This is a genomic window from uncultured Fibrobacter sp. (assembly GCF_947305105.1).
Taxonomy (GTDB): Bacteria; Fibrobacterota; Fibrobacteria; order Fibrobacterales; family Fibrobacteraceae; genus Fibrobacter.
Genome location: NZ_CAMZCS010000005.1, coordinates 35627 through 54370, shown reverse-complemented (window position 1 = coordinate 54370; position 18744 = coordinate 35627). Strand labels below are relative to the sequence as shown.

General features: G+C 49.3%; 12 protein-coding genes. 10 read left to right on the top strand and 2 right to left on the bottom strand.

What is annotated here, in order from left to right; genetic code table 11:
* The first annotated feature begins 10 nt into the window (after window positions 1-10).
* From Q0Y46_RS03775 to Q0Y46_RS03765, 3 genes are all read left to right on the top strand, one after another.
* The gene (locus Q0Y46_RS03775) at window positions 11-466 is read left to right on the top strand and encodes a hypothetical protein (protein ID WP_297945077.1); all 456 of its coding nucleotides are present in this window, start codon (window positions 11-13) and stop codon (window positions 464-466) included.
* A gap of 11 nt (window positions 467-477) precedes the next feature.
* The gene (gene trmFO / locus Q0Y46_RS03770) at window positions 478-1854 is read left to right on the top strand and encodes a methylenetetrahydrofolate--tRNA-(uracil(54)-C(5))-methyltransferase (FADH(2)-oxidizing) TrmFO (RefSeq protein WP_297945074.1); all 1377 of its coding nucleotides are present in this window, start codon (window positions 478-480) and stop codon (window positions 1852-1854) included.
* Between the two features lie 110 nt (window positions 1855-1964).
* Window positions 1965-3329: a hypothetical protein gene (locus tag Q0Y46_RS03765; RefSeq protein ID WP_295684213.1), complete on the top strand. Its 1365-nt coding sequence runs from the start codon at window positions 1965-1967 to the stop codon at window positions 3327-3329.
* Between the two features lie 78 nt (window positions 3330-3407).
* On the opposite strand, the gene Q0Y46_RS03760 is transcribed toward Q0Y46_RS03765, so the two are convergent.
* Window positions 3408-3815, bottom strand: coding sequence for a type I restriction enzyme HsdR N-terminal domain-containing protein (locus Q0Y46_RS03760; RefSeq protein ID WP_295684211.1), 408 nt, complete (start codon window positions 3813-3815; stop codon window positions 3408-3410).
* Between the two features lie 65 nt (window positions 3816-3880).
* The gene (locus tag Q0Y46_RS03755; protein ID WP_297945070.1) at window positions 3881-10006 is read right to left on the bottom strand and encodes an InlB B-repeat-containing protein; all 6126 of its coding nucleotides are present in this window, start codon (window positions 10004-10006) and stop codon (window positions 3881-3883) included.
* A 422-nt stretch (window positions 10007-10428) separates the two neighbouring features.
* On the opposite strand from Q0Y46_RS03755, the gene Q0Y46_RS03750 reads away from it, so the two are divergent.
* From Q0Y46_RS03750 to Q0Y46_RS03720, 7 genes are all read left to right on the top strand, one after another.
* Window positions 10429-11730: a pyridoxal phosphate-dependent aminotransferase gene (locus Q0Y46_RS03750; protein WP_297945067.1), complete on the top strand. Its 1302-nt coding sequence runs from the start codon at window positions 10429-10431 to the stop codon at window positions 11728-11730.
* 182 nt (window positions 11731-11912) lie between these two features.
* On the top strand, window positions 11913-13481 hold the full coding sequence (locus tag Q0Y46_RS03745) for a DUF3943 domain-containing protein (RefSeq protein WP_297945064.1): 1569 nt from the start codon (window positions 11913-11915) through the stop codon (window positions 13479-13481).
* 213 nt (window positions 13482-13694) lie between these two features.
* Entirely contained in the window at window positions 13695-15017 is a 1323-nt protein-coding gene (locus tag Q0Y46_RS03740; RefSeq protein ID WP_297945061.1) for a polysaccharide deacetylase family protein, read from the top strand.
* Between the two features lie 166 nt (window positions 15018-15183).
* Complete coding sequence (locus Q0Y46_RS03735; protein ID WP_297945058.1) at window positions 15184-16707, top strand: hypothetical protein; 1524 nt, start codon at window positions 15184-15186, stop codon at window positions 16705-16707.
* A gap of 32 nt (window positions 16708-16739) precedes the next feature.
* Window positions 16740-17828 (top strand): hypothetical protein, encoded by a 1089-nt coding sequence (locus Q0Y46_RS03730; RefSeq protein WP_297945055.1) that lies wholly within the window; start codon window positions 16740-16742, stop codon window positions 17826-17828.
* A 139-nt stretch (window positions 17829-17967) separates the two neighbouring features.
* Window positions 17968-18162, top strand: a complete 195-nt coding sequence (locus Q0Y46_RS03725; protein ID WP_290927298.1) for a hypothetical protein — start codon at window positions 17968-17970, stop codon at window positions 18160-18162.
* Window positions 18137-18736, top strand: coding sequence for an N-acetyltransferase (locus Q0Y46_RS03720; protein WP_290927296.1), 600 nt, complete (start codon window positions 18137-18139; stop codon window positions 18734-18736). The genes Q0Y46_RS03725 and Q0Y46_RS03720 overlap by 26 nt, the downstream gene beginning before the upstream one ends.
* Window positions 18737-18744 lie beyond the last annotated feature (8 nt).

The window sequence follows — 18744 nt, the reverse complement described above, 5'->3', positions numbered from 1 at the left end:
TTAGGTTGTCATGACTCAGGCATCAACAAAAGAAACTGTCCAAAAAGAAAAGAACTTGTACTACACCGTTCTTTCCTTTTTGAAGGGTGTCCGGAAAAAAGGACGTACAACGCAGAAGGAATGGGGCGATTATCGCGCTCTCCTGAAAAAGTTGTCGCTTTCTCCGGAAATGTACAAGGCTGCGGACATGTGGGCCATGGACAACCTGGACCAGTTCCATCCCGAAACGGCGCAGTTGCCCCCACTGAACGACATGGAAGCCATCGCCAAAGTTTCGAAGGAATTTCTTTCGCAACTGATGGAAGCCCTGTACTACGGCATGCTCAACCAGACTCAGGCCAACCTGATTTCCGACGAGATCCAAGATGCCGACCCCGAATGTGTCAGTACTGCCTCGCTTGAGGATTTGCTTGTCAAACTCTGGATAGGCAACGCCAAAAGCTATCGCAAGATGGTGACAAACTAGGTGTGAGGTAAATGAGCGACCTCATTACTCAAAGGGGCGAAGCCCTGACCTCAAAGCCACAACGTGTTCGTGTTATCGGTGGTGGTCTTGCTGGCTGCGAAGCAGCGCTGCAGTTGGCAAGCCGTGGTTTCAAGGTCGACCTGTACGAGATGCGCCCGGTCAAGCAGACTCCTGCCCACCGGGACGGCCATCTGGCCCAGCTCGTCTGTTCCAACAGTTTCAAGGCTTTGGGAATCACAAGTGCGCATGGGCTCCTGAAACAGGAACTCACGATGCTCGGCAGTTTCCTGCTGGATTCCGCACGCGAAGCGGCGGTACCCGCAGGCGATTCGCTCACAGTCAACCGCGATATCTTCAGCGAATCGGTCGAAAAGAAGATCGCGGAATGCCCCAACATCACCCTCCGCCGCGAAGAAGTCACAAGCCTCGAAGGCGACTGCCCTACCCTCGTGGCCGCAGGCCCTTTGGCCAGCGACGCCCTCGCCGACGACATCTTTAAACGCCTTGGCGGGAACCGCCTGCACTTTTTCGACGCCATCGCACCCGTTGTCGAAGCCGACAGCATCGACTTTGACCATGCGTTCTACATGAACCGCTGGGAGAAGGGCGAAACGGCCGACTTTATCAACTGCCCGCTTGACAAGGAAACCTACACGGAATTCGTCCGCAAACTCTGCGAAGCCGAAGCCGTGGAACCACGCCCCTTCGAAAAGAACGAACTGTTCGAAGGTTGCCTCCCTGTCGAGGAAATGGCACGCCGCGGTTACGAGACGCTCCGTCACGGCCCCATGCGCCCCATCGGACTCGGTTTAGGCAACAACGGGCACCTGTGGTATGCCGTCATCCAGCTCCGTGCCGAGAACAAGCAAAAGACCCTTTTCAACATGGTCGGTTTCCAGACGCGCCTGAAATGGGGCACGCAGAAAGAAATTTTCACGATGGTACCGGCCTTGCGCAATGCGAAATTCGCACGCCTCGGCTGCATGCACCGCAATACTTTCATCGAGTCGCCCAAGTTCCTGGACGCAACACTTCGCCTGCGCCCAGACCTCCCCTGTTCCCAAGGAATTCCCCCGACCTGGTTCGCTGGTCAGATTACCGGTTCCGAAGGTTATACCGAGGCCGTGGCGACCGGATGGTATGCCGCCTGGAACATGGCCCAGACGTTGCGTCACGGGGTGGCCGACCCGCTCCCCGAAGAAAGCTGCATCGCCTCTTTGATGAACCGTCTTGTCGAAGAAAACGAGAATTTCCAGCCAATGAACTTCAATTTCGGGCTTCTTCCCCATAAAATTGAGATGAAAAAGAAAAACAAGAAGGAAATCCTTGCAGAAGAGGCAAAAAAGGCCGTTTTGGCCTGGATTGACAAGCGAAAAAGTCAGTTTTAACAATAATCCATATAATTTAGGGGTAAAAAAGAGTCTTTTTTTACCTTTTTTTGTTATTTAACTTTTTTTTAACTATCTTCTTTTTAGTTTAATCAACAAAGGAGATTTAGATGAATCTTAAACTCTTGACTCTTGGAACCGCTGTTGCCATCTCTGCAGCAATGGCTCAGAATGCAACACCGGCTACTGCCCCCGCAGCACAGCCCGCCGAACAGCCTGTTGCAGAACAGGCTGCTCCGGTTGAACAAACCGCTCCGGCAGAACAATACGCCGAACAGCCGGCCGAACAACCAGCCGAAGAAACTGTCGTTGCCGAACCGGCCCCGGCACCCGCTCCGGCCCCGGCACCTGCTCCGGCTCCAGAACCTGTTGCTGAACCGGCTCCGGAAGCTACAGCAGAAGCAGCCCCCGCAGACCGTTTCAATGTTCTCCATGGCAATTCCTACAACGCCGTCGGCAACGAAGCTGCCGCCGCTACCGTTGGTGGCAACATGGGCATTCCGGTAGACATGTTCGGCTCCAAGCTGTTCTATGTTGAACCGACTCTCCAGACCGGCGTTGTCGCCTTCGGCGAATCTACGACCTATTTCCTCGGCTTCGACAACTCTAACGAACTCGGTCTCCTTACTGCCGGTCTTGCAACGCAGTCCTTCGGCATTAGCGTTAACGCATCGCTCGGCAATACGTTACAAACCATCAAAGAAGACAATGAAACCGATTCCCTCAAGACCGAACCCGGTGACGATATCGGCGTCAAGGCCGGTTTCATCCTGGGCGGCTACAAGCTGGGTGCCAGCGTCGATTGGATTACCACTCGAGAAGAAAACGATTACGAGGTAAAAAATCTCGGCGAATATGACGAAGACTTCTTCGACATCAAGGCCAACGTGAGCTTCTCCAATGCCCCGTCCGGAAAGGACGTGTTCTGGACTGTAGGCTTGGAATTCGTCCGTCATAACCTCACGACGACCACGAAGCCTGATATTGGCAAGGAAGTCACGGAAACGGACCCGGAATCTCATCTGAAGTTCAACCCGTATTTCAATATCGGTGGAACAGTCCTCAGTGCTGAAAACGCCCGAATCCTCATTGGCTTGAACACGGAAGTCCCCGTCTTCATCTATGACGATATCGAGAACGAACGTGAAAGCGCTATGGAATTCGGCATCAACACGACTCCGAACATCCTCGGCGAACTCGCTCTCACCAAATGCTGGATCATCCATGCTGGCGTAGCCCACACTTGGACTCCGATCAACTACGCATCGACAACTGCTATCGAAGGCAAGAACAAGACGGATTACTCCAAGATCACGTTCCACACCGACAGAACGACGGTTGACACGGGAGTCCGCTTCCAGTACAACAACTACGCCCTCGAAGCGAACGTCGCCAAGAACTTCTACAACGATCCTCTTGGCGGATTCAACGGCGATCCTATGATTGCCTCGCTGGGCGGCTTCATCTTCTTCTAATCGAAGTCAAGCATGAATCTTGTGAATCCCGCAGTCTTGCGGGATTCTTTTTTTTATGAAAAAATATCCGATGATGCCCTAATATAATGGAAGGGCTTCTATTTTGGAAAACTTTTTGCCGTCAAGTTTGAAATAGCGGACGGTATCCCCCAGCGCGAGCATCACATACTTGGGCGTAAGAATCCTCAGGTACTTGTTGAGCTGGACTTGTAGGGCTTCCCATGTGTATTCGCCGGGAGCCTTGCATTCCACCAGCAGCCACGGCTTGTCGAGCGGGGCCCCCTCGCGGAAGTTGTGGACCATTATATCCACGCGGTCGTCCGTCTTGGGCTCTATTGTCGAAAGCGCAAACTCCACCGCAATCAAGTGCGCAGGTACCTTGACCTCGTTCAGCAAGAACTGGATAGTCGCCTGGCGCACTTGTTCTTCGGGTGTGGCGGGTACATCCTTCTTGCGGATGGGGTCGAATAAGGTTTCGTGGGGCATGGCCTGAATATAGAAAATCCCGCTCCAGACGGAACGGGATTTTGAGCTAACCTTTGCGAGTGCAATTACCGCACTACAATACGTACCGACTTATGCACGGACCTGCTAGACACCCGCACGACGTAATTCCCTTGCGTCAACCTTCCAAAGTCAAATACGTGAGAACCCGAGACATACTCGTCCATTTTCTCAATGAGCTGGCCGGTCATATCGAATACCTGGACCCTGACCATCGAGGGGCTCGCCAGCGCAACGGTCAGAACATTGTCCGTGAATCCGATTCTGAGACTGCTAGGCACGCCAGACACAGCGATTATAGCATTCTTTCCGCTAGACGAAGTCTTCGGAGAAGACGAACTCGAGCGAGACTTCGCAGAGCTGCTGCTTGCTTTCACGCTGGAACTCGAGCGAGACTTCGTAGAACTGCTGCTCGGTTTCACGCTGGAACTCGAGCGAGACTTCGCAGAGCTGCTGCTCGGTTTCACGCTGGAACTCGAGCGAGACTTCGTAGAACTGCTGCTCGGCTTCACGCTGGAACTCGAGCTGGGCTTCACAGAACTGCTGCTCGGGACTACGCTGGAGCTGGATGGCGGCACAACGGAACTGCTGCTCGGGACTACGCTGGAACTGGACGGCGGCACCACGGAACTGCTGCTCACGACTACGCTGGAACTGCTTTCCGGTTCGCCGCATTGCAACTCGTAGACTGTTCTATATTCAACATTCTTTTTCACTTCGGAGAGTTCCGGCTCCCAGCCTACGAAATGATGGTTACATCCATCCACTTCCATGTCGGCAATACCAGGAACCTGTATATCGTCCACCGGCGTACCATAATCGTAATAAGCGAAACCAAGCCACCTGTCCCTGAGCGAATCATAGAATTCCACTTCATACTTACGAACGTTGCATTCAGAAGAATAAACGGCCGTGAATTCCATATCGCCTTTAACGATATTTGCCGGAGTAGATTCTGTTTCCCAATGGTCAAATCCATAGATACAGCCGTCCGTATACTTGTCGGGGCCGTAAGACACGTCTAGTTCGGAATCATAGAAGGCATCCCATTCTTGCCAGACACGTCCATTCCCTTCCTTGAACGTTATTGTATAAGTGCGTCTCTTATTAGCAAACAACGCCCTATAAGTCGCATCACCTGTAACATTCGTAATCGACGGCGTCCACCCGACAAACGTATAGAGATAGAATTCGGTAGACGCTTTTTCAGGAGCATCCGGAACTACGATACTGGCAGCAGGAGTACCATACACGTAATCCTGCTGATCAAGCACATTTCCATTACCATCCACGAACGTGACGAGATAATGACGCGTCTGTTCTGTGTATGTCGCTGTAAACTCAACATCCGCAGGGAAATCGACTACACTGGACGTCCAGCCGTTGAACACATACTCAATTTCTGCCGTGGGAGCCTTGGAGGGGGTTCCATCCGGATATTCGGGCGGCACATTTCCCGTATAAACCTGCTGGTCAAGCAATGTACCATCATCATCACGCCACGTCACCACGAACTCGTTCGCATTGACATACCTCGCACGATAAGCCGCATCACCCGTAACATTCGAGATTTCAGGCTCCCAGCCCACGAAGCGGAAACCGTTCTTTTCGGGTGTCGGGACTTCAATAGCCGAAGCGGGCGTCCCGTAAACATAGTCTCTAGATTGAATTATCGTAAATCCATCTTGATCTACAAACGATACCGTATAGGGCCTGGGTGAAGACGTATACGTGGCAACATATACCGTATCGCCCGTTACATCCGCCAAATTCCAACCATTGAACGAGTAAACCTGTGTAACGGTCGGATTTTTCATCGGATATGTTTCAGGAGTTTCAATGGCCGACGCCTCGGTACCATAGTCATAAGCAACAGCCGCCTTGAGAACAATACCATTCTCATCGACAAACGAGACATTGTACTTGCGCAGTGTCACGTCGAATACAGGTCTGTAATCGACAGGCCCCGTAACATAACTATCGAAAGACGGGCTCCATTCACCATTCCATGTGAATATGTTCGCAACGGTCATCTCCTTGACTGGCGTATAACAATCATAATAATGATCATCACAATAGGCAACCGTTTCGCCATAACGATACCAATCGTCATCATAAGGATTCACATCAATCAAATTATCATCGGCATCATAGAATCTAACCTTGTACTCCATATCTGCATAACATTCCATATCTTCAGATACAAAATCAAGATTACATTCATCCCACCACACATTGCGCCATCCGTTAAATCGATATTCTCCCGTCCTTCCACCAAGAATTTGAGCTTCTGTCGGGACGTCGGTCACTGCAGATCCATAATCGTAGAATTTACGTAACAGTTCCGTGCCATCGTCACCCACAAAGACGACTTCATACTTTGCGAGCGTCGGCGTAAACTTTGCAGTATAAATAACAGGGCCATTTACAGCGACAAGAGGTTTATCCCATCCGTCATTACGATTCCAGGTGTAATTGTACTGATCATCACTGTCCTTGAACGGTTCAATCCACCCTGTATATTCCGGGACCACGCCTTCGGCGACTTCCTTCTGTTCGAGAATTTCCGAACCATTCTTGAAGACAACCATGTGCGTCCTCAAACTAGACGTGTACGTCGCCACGAATGTCATCGGCTCCGTCAGTGTTGCACTGGAATCCAATGCCGGTAGCCATCCGACAAACGTATATTCATATTCTGTTCCGAGACTGTCATACCCCGGTGAACGAATCCAATTTTTCATATTTGGAGTTGCAATTTCGCTTAAGGGAGTCCCTTCCGGGTAAAGGATTTCCTGGTACATATCATTTACATAAAAGCCGCTCCCATCGTAATCTACAAAACGCACCGCAAAACGCTTGCTGTACTGCGCTGTAAATGTCACAGGGCCTGTTACACTGTTCCCCGAGCTATTCGAATCAGGCAACCAGCCAGTAAACGTGTATTCTACACCCACACTATACATTGAAGGATCCCAGATTTGATCAAAAATATCCGCGTACAATGTTCCATAAGGATAGTCGCGTTGATCAAGAATTTCTCCGTCCGGATTCACGAATTTGACGGTATAATCCCGAACGGAACAATCAAATTCTGCGACATACGTCGCATTTCCAATTACATGATATTCCAAATACGAATCCCACCCTTCAAATCTGCATTCGTATTCCGCCGTTGATTCTTTTATGGGGTCATCAACGACTTCGAGTTCATCCCAATACTGGTATTCCTTCGACGAAATGACATTGCCTTCGTCGTCCTTGAACGTTACCGTGTACACTACGGGATCTTCACAGGTAAACAAGGGATAGTACGTCACGCTCTTCGTTACAGGCTGCAAACCATAAACCGATTCTTCATCGGGATCCAGAGTCCACTTGTCAAAAACGTAACCATTACAAGTGTAATCGGATTCTCTCGTCGGTTCGGGGCCGTCATAAACAGGAGTTGAGCCGTACGGAACATCCTGATAATGCATGGACCAATAATCCCACGACTGCCAGTACGAATCTTCTTGGTGCGTATAGAAAGAAATAGTGTAAGTTTTCAAGGATGTATCGAATACCGCATGGTAATTCGTCTCGGCCATGATAGGCGCATATTCCAAATCCCAACCTACAAAATTGTATACGTACTGATTATTGGACATATCCCTTGCCAGTTCATACAAATCGACATCGCCGCGATACCACGTTTCGTCACCCTCGACAACAGTCTCGCTATAGAGCAGTTCTTCACCGTTATAGAATTTTACGGCATAGGTCGGCAAGTTCAGGCACCTGATATTGTCCACTTCCAGAGAATCTTCGTCATCATAATCGAAATCATCCCATATAAACTGTGTGGCACGAGTAATCGAGAGCGATGGTTCAACCGACCCTCCGTAGAAACCTTTGATATAATGCGTAGCAGTAGTCCATTCCCTCGAGGTTCTAGCATAGGATTTGATTCGATAATCGTAATCTTCATCGAACGCACTTCCGATTTCAAATGTATGATGTCCACCCTTGTAATCGTACCGGATGGCATTGCACTGCGACAAGTCAACCGGATGTCCATCGGCAGATAAATCGATACCCAATCCGGCCCACCGGTCAACGGTGTACTTGACTTTCATCGCATTGCCATCATCCTTGGCAACAATCTCCTTCGATATTTCAGACAATCCATAAGCATCTTTATCATCGAAAACGAACCAGCCCGTCCCTAGTTTCGAGGTTTCGTTTCCATCGTCAAAGTCATCGACAAGCCAGGATTCCCCTGACGCAATCTCGATCGAGGCAGCCGGCGGTACAGGCGTCGCTATAAACAGGGCCGTATAGGTCGTCGGCCCAGTCACTGCCGTAAATTCCTTATCCCACCCAGCAAATTCATATGTGAACTCCGCTGTAGACGATTTTTGTGGTGTGCAATATGAATCGGGAATTTCGCCGGCAGCATAATAATTCGCCCAGCAGACTTCGTTTCCCTCGTCGTCGACATAGCGAACACGGTAATTGTAGACAACCTGATATTCGGCATCTCCTGTAACTCGCTCAAATTCGGGTTCCCACCTTGCGACCTGATAATCATCCGATGTATCCGCCTTTGTCGTAACCTCATCGGTAGAGACATTCTGACTATAATAATGGTCCACGGTAGCCATCACCGAACCATCATCGTCGTGGAAAACGATATTATAGTGTCTCACATATTCATAGAAATCCGCCATATAAACCGTATTTTCATAAATTTCGTCAATACCATAACCATTCTGGTCTCGCCAATCGTTGAATGTCCATATGTTGGTAACAGTCGGTTCCCTGGCGGGTGTTTCTCCCGTATATACAGGCGTTTCGCCAGCATCGACTTCAATTATCTGCAGGACTTCGGAACCGTCCAGGAATGTGACAGTGTATTTGTCATTCCCTTCGGACGAATAAGAAGCAACATACGCGGTATTTCCTGTAACCCAGGATATTTCGGGAATCCAGCCTTCAAATGTATGCCCAGACCATTCAGGATTTGCCGGCAGGACAATGTCTTCGGCCTCCGTTCCGTAGTAGTATTTCTGGGAACTTATCGTACGGCCATCGTGGTCCACGAACTTGACCGTATATTCAATGCGAGCAGAATCAAAGACCGGATAATAATAGACATCGCTTGTTACAGGAGGCAAGGTCGGCAAATATTCAATCGTGCATTTTTTTCCACATATCTCTACGCCCCATCCCTTGAACGTGTACGTGTATTCTTCTGATGGAAACTTGAAGGGCTCCAAACCCATATATTGCGGTGTCGCACCATACGGCAAAGTTGTACTGTAGAGACGATTGTCATATTCGTCGTTGAACGAAACCTCAAAATGGCGGACAGAGCTGTCTGCCACGGCTACGTAAGAAGCATTCGCCGAGACGGGCACAATATTGGGCTTCCATCCTTCAATATAAAGCTCATACCCTTCCGTCTGGATCCAAGTGTCTCCATCATAAAACGGCATTTCACCCTCAACGAAATCCTTAGTCTGGAGCAGGCTATCTTCGAGGTAGAAGCTCACCTCGTATGTCGGCTTATGGGCGCAACGAATGTTGGTGATTTCAAGTGTCCCTACAGTCCCGTCACTTTCCTCGACCTGCCATGAAAAGGCAAGAAGCGTCAGCTTCACATCACTGATACTAGCCTTCAATCCCCAATAATCAATTTCATACTGGATTAAATCATCCCAATGAACGTGGGCCGTCACCCATTTTCCGCTCGACGGGAATTTTTTTCGATGATAATTGTTTTGAACGTCGATGCTGCTCATTACCTTGAAAAAGTGGTCCTCGGTTCCACGATACTCATAGGTAATTTCGTTGCAGCTGGACATGTCCATGGATTCTTCCCTGTCGACCATATAGACCTTTGCTTCGACGAAGGGGTCATATCCCAAGATACTGTAACCATCCAGGGAGAAGTCCATCTTGAAGGCTTTCGATGTTCCGTTCACACCGGCGTTCGACGAAAAAGTCTGGTTCAATGTCGTCAAGCCACCGGCATCCGCATATGATTCCCATGGTCCAAGTGCCGAATTCAGGTCCTCATCCGCGAAATTGTCGATGAGCAGCGATTCGTTGAGCGGAAGGTTCAACGGAGCTGCGGCCCAGGCAGTCAAGCCAAGAGCCAAGATGGAACCAACTATCTTGGAATTCATAAAAGCCTCCGGGGGATTTTATTTAAATCTAACCTATTTTGTAATATTTCTGAAACATTATTGCAAGCTTCTTTTATTCCAACATGGAATAGTGCTCCCCTAACCACTTGAAAACCTTATTGTCTCAAACTATATTTGGGCTCATGAATAAAATCTTTGGACAAACTCTCGCAGCGAAAGCAATCGCAGCAAGCCCGGCAGCAGCCCGAGCTATTGTGGGGCTGTCCAAAGAAACAGGCGTCTGGAACGCATAAAGCGAAAAGCCAGAACAAAAGTTTCAAGGGCAGCCCCGCAAACGGCTGCCCTAATTATTTACCCAAAACTTAACCTAAAACCACAAATCGAACGGAAATTCACAAAATTATTATTCTATAATTACACGGTAAAAAAGTGAATTTTCGATACCTATACAGGAGCATAAAATGCGCAGAAGACTATTGAGCGAAGGTGCCAAGGAACTCTCTTACGAAATCCGCGAGATCGTGAAGAAGGCAAACCAGCTCAAGGCACTCGGCCTCCCCATCCACTGGGAAAACATCGGCGACCCGATCGAAAAGAAGTGCCAGATTCCCGACTGGATCAAGGATATCGTCGTGGACCTCGCCAAGACGAACCGCAGCTACGGTTACTGCCCCTCCAAGGGCATGCTCGAGACCCGCGAATTTCTGGTGAAAGAGAACAACAAGCTCGGCGGCGCCCAGATTAACGTCGACGACATCCTGTTCTTCAACGGCCTCGGTGACGCCATCGCCACCATCTACGGCCTCTTGTCGATGAACACCCGCATTATCGGACCGGCCCCGGCCTACTCCACCCACAGCTCCGCCGAAGCGGCCCACGCCCACACGGCCCCCATCACCTACCGCTTGCAGCCGGAAAACCACTGGTACCCGGACCTCGAAGAACTCGAGAACAAGGTGAAGTACAACCCGAGCATCGCCGGTATCCTCGTCTTGAACCCGGACAACCCGACCGGCATGGTCTACCCGCTCGACATCCTCAAGAAGATTGTGGACATCGCCAAGCGCTACAACCTGTTCATCATCTGCGACGAAATCTACAACAAGATTACTTACAATGGCGCCCACGCCTACGCCCTCGCCGAATATATCGGTGACGTCCCGGGCATCGCGCTCAAGGGCATTTCCAAGGAATACCCGTGGCCGGGTGCTCGCTGCGGCTGGGCCGAATACTACAACCGCGACAAGGACGAACAGTTCGACGCCTTCTGCCGCGCTCTCGACAACGCGAAGATGGTGGAAGTCTGCTCGACCACGCTCCCGCAGATGACGATTCCGCGCGTGCTGGGCGACAAGCGCTTTGCCGAGCACCGCACCGCGCTGAACGAGAAGATTGGCCGCCGTAGCGCCATCATCAACGAAATCCTTTCCGACATTCCGGAACTGTACTTCAACCCGACCTATGGTGCGTTCTACAACACCATCATCTTCCGCGAAGGCACGCTCAACAACCACCAGAGCTTAAAGATTGACAACCCGATCATCAAGAAGAAGGTCGAGGAATGGTGCAGCAAGACGACGAACCTCGACTACCGCTTCGTGTACTACCTGCTGGGCGCGAAGGGCATCTGCGTAGTTCCGAGTACCAGCTTCTGCACGGACTTGAAGGGCTTCCGCGTGACGCTTTTGGAAGAAGACGAAGATGAACTGCGCAGCGTGTTCACCACGATCCACGATGCGATTGTGGAATACCTGCACAGCTAGTCATTCTAGTTAACGTAAAATCCGGTTAAGTTATTAAAAACGGGACAATTCACCCCGACAGGGTGTAATTTCCCGTTTTCTTATATAGGCGATTCTTGCATTTAAAAATGAGAAAAATGCACTTTGTCAGAAATTTGCCATTTTTTGCTTGAAAAAGCCCCCATCTTTATTAAATATTGGCAATGTTCTTTAGAAAAATCGTCGCGATTACGGGGATATTTTTGTGCTTATGCGCTTTTTCGCACGCACAACAAATAGATTCAAACGTAATTGCCTCGATTCCGGACTCCATTCGCCAGAAGTTACAGGACGAACATGCGGTTCTGAGTATTGAAGAAGCCCAGTTGTTGCGAGCTGCCCTGCGGGGCGACTCTACAATACTGGATTCTCCCGATACCCTTATCATGCCCAAAGACAGTCTCTATGACACCCATGTGAACCCGCTGATTGTGTCGACAGAGGTCCTCGGGCTCAATGGAATTGTGTGGGCGTGGGATTACTACGTACTTGACAAGGATTATGCCCATACGGGGCCCAGCTATTGGAAAAGGAACTTTCGCGAAGGCTGGGAATGGGACCACAACCACTGGGCCATCAACTTTTACGGCCACCCCTATCAAGGTTCCATGTACTACGCCACGGCACGCGGTGGCGGCTACGGATTCTATACTAGCATGCTCTATGCTGCGCTCGGCAGTTCCACTTGGGAAATGTTCTGCGAGTCGGAATACCCTGCCCCGAACGATTTAATTTCGACGACTATCGCCGGCTCTGTGTTCGGCGAAGTCCTCTATAGACTTTCGCGGGCTGCATACAATAAGCCAGGAGCGCCTTGGTACAGGCAACTGACTGCATTTGCTCTTGAACCTGCCGGTTATTTGCAACGCAAAGCATTTGGAAACAGGGATTTTTACACGGGTTGGGTCCCCATTGAACTTGCCGTGGCCGCTGGTCTGGGTTCAAGATTCGGTTCTGATTACCGATTTGGCGGCAAAAGCGCCGACGAACTGGATGACGAATGGAACGATCATCATGGAATTATTGCCCTATCACTAGAATACGGGAGGCCCTACGACAAGGTGAAAAGGCCTTTTGACTACTTCCAGGTGGAATTCATGAGCGAAGAAGGCCTCGAAGGGGCCGTGCTGCAGTTGGATGTCATGGGCAAACTCCTGAACAGGGGCATACATGGACGCGGGCACTGGCTTGATTTTTCCATTGATTTGGATTACGACACGTTTTACGGGGACCTTGCCACGGTCAGCACGCTTTCGCTGGGCGGAGCCGTGGATTTGGCTCTCTGGCTGACGTCTAATTTGCGTTTCAGGGTGATGAATCAGCTTTACTGGATAATGCTCGGTTCTGCGGATATGGGTTACGATGACATCATTCAGGAATTCCACCCCGAATACCACCCGGACAAGGACAGTTACCAGTACAATTCCGGCGTAAAATACAGTTTGCTGCTCGAAATTCTCTACAAAAAACGCTGGCGCTTTTTCAGCAAGACCATCCTAGACGCCATGAAGACGATTGAAGGCACCATTCCGGATTACGGCGTGACTGGCTGGGATTTCCTGTTACTCAACAAGACGGCGCTGGAATATAGGCTGCTGCGCTGGATGGATGTCGGATATCGGCTTGATTCCTATATAAAAATGGCGGCCTATTCATCTGAAATTGCCGAACCCATGTCCCGGCGCATCCATACATATACGTTATACTTGAATTTCCATTTGTTGGGTGAATAAAGTTTTTTTACTAACCCTTCAAAAATTGACATGTACCGGAATCAAAATCAACAAAAGAGAAAAGCTCACCTACTTCGGCGACGCCAAACTTTCCATTTTTTAGCCAAATTCGCCACATTTGTTGTCATTTGCTACAACAGAAAAGGCATTGGGCTCAGAAGGGAAAATATGCTTTGAATTTAAATTATGGTTGATTCGATTTTGGAGGGTAAAATGAAAATCGGTTTAAAATCTGTAGGAGTTATGTCTTTGATGGGAGTGGCGGCCTATGCCGGTCCCATCACCACGGTTCCTTGGGACGGCCATCCCGGTGCAGTATCCTTCACCTTTGATGACTGCGAAATTTCTCAGCTGAACAATCTCGGGGAATATTTCGACAAAAACGACGATATCAAGGTGACGTTCTTCTTGACAGGCGGCATGAATGCCGGAAACCAGCCGAAGTACTTCCCGATGGTCGCAAAGGGCCACGAAATTGGCAACCATTCCAAGACGCACAGCGACTTGACCGCCGCCGGAGCCAACCTCAAGAGCGAAATTACCGATTATAAGCATACCCTGGAAGCCAATGGCGACTTTGACGTCGTCGCGTTCGCGACGCCTTATTGCTATTACAACGACGCCGTGGAAGCCGAAATCGCGAAAGAACACATCGTCAACCGCAATTGCCAGGGCGCTACCAAGTACAAGTGGGACGAAGAACCCATTTGGGAACGCATCAGTTCGGACTGCTATCAGGGCAATACCCAGCAATCCAAGGGCAACATGAGCGAAGCCAAACAGAAGAACGCCTGGACGGTGCAGCTGAACCACGGCGTGGATGGTGCCGGCTTTGGCTATGGCATTCAACCCTCGGACATGATTTCTATTATGGACGAAGCCAAGGCGCAGGGTCTGTGGCGCGCCCCGATGGGCCGCGTGGCTGCCTACTACCGCGCACACTTCGTGATTGACAAGGCGACTTCGACAGAAATTGATGGCGGTTTCAAGGTCACTTGGACCTCCCCCCACCCCGCCATGCCCAGGAGCGTGCCTCTCCGCGTGAAGATCGAAGGTGCCGAAGGCAAGACCGTGAAGCAGAAGGGCAAAGAAGTCAAGGCTGAATCCGATGGTTCTTTTGTCATCGAATTCATGGATTTGGAATTGGAAGTTGTAGGTGCCGCAGCCGCCCCGGAATCCAGCAGTGCCGATGCTCCGGCCTCCAGCAGCGATACCCCAACGTCTAGCAGCGCAGTGGCATCCAGTGACGGCAAGGCTCCGGCATCCAGCTCCGAAAAAGCCCCAACATCTAGTGCCGAAGTCACATCTAGCGCAGACGCCCCGGCAAGTTCTGCCGATGCCATTGCCCAGAATATCCATTGGGCAAGCCAGACGCCGACAACCTTTACCGTGTTCTCTGCTACGGGCGTGTTGGTGAAGACTTTCGTGGCCATCCCGCAGTCTGCCGAAGATTCCTTCAAGGCCCTGCAAATCCCGCATGGAACTTACTACATCAAGGACCTGAAGTCCAACTACATCAAGAAAGTAGTGAAGTAAATTTAATCGACTCAATAAACTAATCTTGTAACACAAAGTCGTCCACTGAGTGGGCGGCTTTTGTGCATAAAAGGGTTGACAAAGTAATCAAATACCTGGCATCCCTTGACTCGCTCCCCCTGTTAAATTAATTTTATGAGGAACTGTTTTCTAGGATGGTAGCAACATGAAAAAAATTGCTCTTTTGGCTGGGGCTTGCACCCTGTTCTATCTCGTTGCCTGCGGCGACGATTCCTCCACAAGCGCGGCGAAAAACGACTCGTCCAACACCGCCGAAGTTACCCCCCAAGAACAAAAAGACCAAAGCGATTCTGGTTGTACCGTAAAAGAATCCACAGAAGGCTTCGACATTATTTGCAACGGGGATTCCGTTGACACCATCCACGACGAGGAGACCGAGCAGGGAACCTGCCACGTGAAAGATACGGTCAACACCTCTGGGAACGCCGGAGTGAGAATCACTTGCGGAGATTCCACCCGAGTTGTATGGACTGCGACGAACGACAATGACAAACAAGCCTCTAGCGGCAAAGAAAAAAGCTCCTCGTCCAAGAAAAAGGAATCCACAGAAAAAAGTTCTTCTTCCGTAAAATCGGAGAAATCCTCTTCTTCTGTTAAATCAGAAAATTCTTCATCTTCTTCGGCAAAAACAACGAGTTCCTCCTCCGTAAAATCGAATAGTTCCTCTTCTTCTGTAAAGACAGCAAGTTCTTCCTCCGAAAAGTCAAATGAAACGAATTCTTCCGATAAGGCAGAAGATTCGTCATCTTCATCTAGTTCCGAAGGAAAGCCCGTGCCCCCGGTACAGAAGGCTCCTGTCATAAACTGCAATTCCCAAAAAATCGCCACCGACACAGCCTTCTGCTTCAGAAGCCGATTGACCGGAGACTACGCCATCTACAAACTCTGTGGCGAATCCAAATACGACCCCGAAGTCGCGACCTGTGACGGAGGCGCAATCAAGGTGGAATGCGGCGGGACCGCCTACGACACCCTACAAAAAGTTTGCCTGAACAATGCCCTCTACCCACTGACCGCCACCGAAAAAGGAATCGAGGGTGTCTATGTTGGGGCGAACGATACCACCTATGACAGCGATAGGAACATAATCAGTGTAAAACCAATCTACTTTGCCAAGGCCAACCTGCTTTTGGTCAAGAAGGGCGAAGGCAACTACGAGGGCATAATCCCTGAGTCCCCCGGAATCATTTCGAAGGGAGCACGCGTCAAGTACCACAACGAGCTGTACTATGATATTGAAGCCGACACTTTGGACCTGTTCGTCTATGGGGACACGAGCGGCTACTTCTACTTGATGGAGATAATCGGTAGCAGTGATATAGCTGGCAACGATGCCTACGACATTGCCCGGGCCAAGCTAGGCGGGAAATGGAGACTGCCGAGATATAGCGAAATCTGGCGCTTATACCTCTACCGATACTATGGAGGAGCCATTACGGAAACTATTATCGATCACCACACCGTTTGCTACAACCAAATCGATCCTATCCACAAGACCGAAGTCGCTTTCCCTAAAGCAGGCTTCTATAACGAAACGAGCTTTGTCAACAATTCTAATCCCTATAGGCTCGATAGAGCCGGTTATAGTTTTTTAGCATTAGACTTTGATATAGATGGCGCGGCGATTAGATACGGTCTTCCTGTCCGCCCGGTATTTACCGGCGATTAGTCTGACGAATGGTAAATCTCCGCCATAGTTTTATGAAAAGATTTTGGCCTGTTCTAATTGTCTTTTTCCTTGTTGCTTGCGGAGATGATTCTGTATCAACTATTGCCGATAATTATTCCTCGGCAGAAACAAGTTCGGATTCCATTACTTTGAGCTCGTCGAGTAAGCATAGCTCTAGTTCTGCAAAAACGAGTTCCAGTTCCGTGAAGGCAAGTTCTTCAAGTAAGAAAAGCTCTAGCTCTGCGACAGCAAGTTCTTCTAGTGAAATTAGCTCTAGTTCTGTTGCCGTGAGTTCTTCAAGCAAGCCTGTTTCTAGTTCTGTAGAATCCAGTTCTTCGGTATCAAGTTCTTCGAGTGAGATTCTTTCGTCAAGCGAAACATCCTCCAGTTCAGAAAGTTCAAGTTCCGCCGCTGTATCGTCGAGTAGCTATTACTTTACTATTCCCGAAGGTCCTGCTAAAAACGTCTTTACGATAAGCCTGGACGAAATCAAGCAAAATGTTGACAAGGCTATGTCGAACGACTTATTTGCGACAGACACTTTTGAAATCAGTTACTCCGTGAAAGGCGTAGCGGCTGGCATGCGTTATTCCGCAACATACTACTTTGTATCGAAGGGCAAAGATCGATGCTATTACGAACAGTCTATGGATCCGGATTACTTGAAAAAGACACGTACTGTTATCAATGGCGACCGCCGGAAGGTAATCTTTTTTGACGGAACGGCAGCAAGGATTCTGGATACAGAACAATCCTATACCGACTCTATAAGGAACACCCTAGGAAAACAATTTAAGAACCCATTTGATTCCATGGAATGGGAAGAGCCAGTCCAAGTAGACGACAGTATTTTCCGTGTCGTTCGACATGATGGCGCAGAACTCTATTACAATACCAATAAGAAAAGTTGGGAGCTTTTTAAGGAACAAACCACAACTGAAGATGGCGATATTATTGATGCGGAATACCGCCCGGAATATGAAAACGGTCTTGTAAACAAGCAGTACTATGTCGCCATTATTCATTCGCAAGAGCTTGGTAGAGATGTCACAAGCACAATTACATTAACAGCATCCTACCGGAGCGCAGATAAATTTCCGGATAAATTGTTTGAATTTTAGAAAAGCATCGAAATAAGACCTATAAATCCGTCCGCAAACCGATTTTTGTGTACGATTTGACTTGACTAAAGCCCGTAGCCTTCAAAGAAATCGTCAGAAGTTGACTAGAAAGGCAAAAAAAACTAGATTGGGGGAAATTATGGCTCTTGAAATAAGAAACATCCCGGTTCTTACTGGCTCTACGGCAGAGTCGTTTATTCGTGCTGCCGAAGAACGCGAAAAGAATCCACGCCATCTCTCTCTCAAGGTTTCCTTTGCCCAGATTGACGAAATGGCCGCCCGCGCGCGTTCTTATAAAGAGGCCCATAATGGAAAGAATCCGTTTAGCATCTGATTGCACAATCTACCCCATCGACAAAAACACCGACATGTCTTCGTTTTGTTGCGGAGACGATGATCTGGACGATTTTTTCAGGAACGATGCGTACCTATATTCCGCGCAACTCTTGGGAAAAAGTTACATCGCCGTGACAAACTCGGAATCGCCACAAATTGCGTGTGCGTTCACGCTTGCCAACGACAGCATCAAATCCACGATGATTCCAAAGTCCTCAAGAAATCGCCTAGAACGAAAAGTTCCCAACGCAAAGCATACACGCACGTATCCTGCACTGCTGATAGGGCGTTTAGGTGTCAACGGACAATTCCAGCGAAGTGGATTGCATCTAGGGAGCCAGGTTATAGACTACCTAATTTCTTGGTTTATCCATCCTGACAACAAGACCGGCTGCCGTTTTATGGTTGTCGACGCATACAATAGGCCCGAGACCACAGAATTTTACCAAAAGAACGGTTTCCGGTTTCTGTATTCGGACGAAAAATTCGAAAAAGAGGCTTTTCACATTAATGTCAATCAAACACTAAATACGCGGATGATGTATCTAGATTTGATTGATTTTGTTTCGTAGAAAGAACC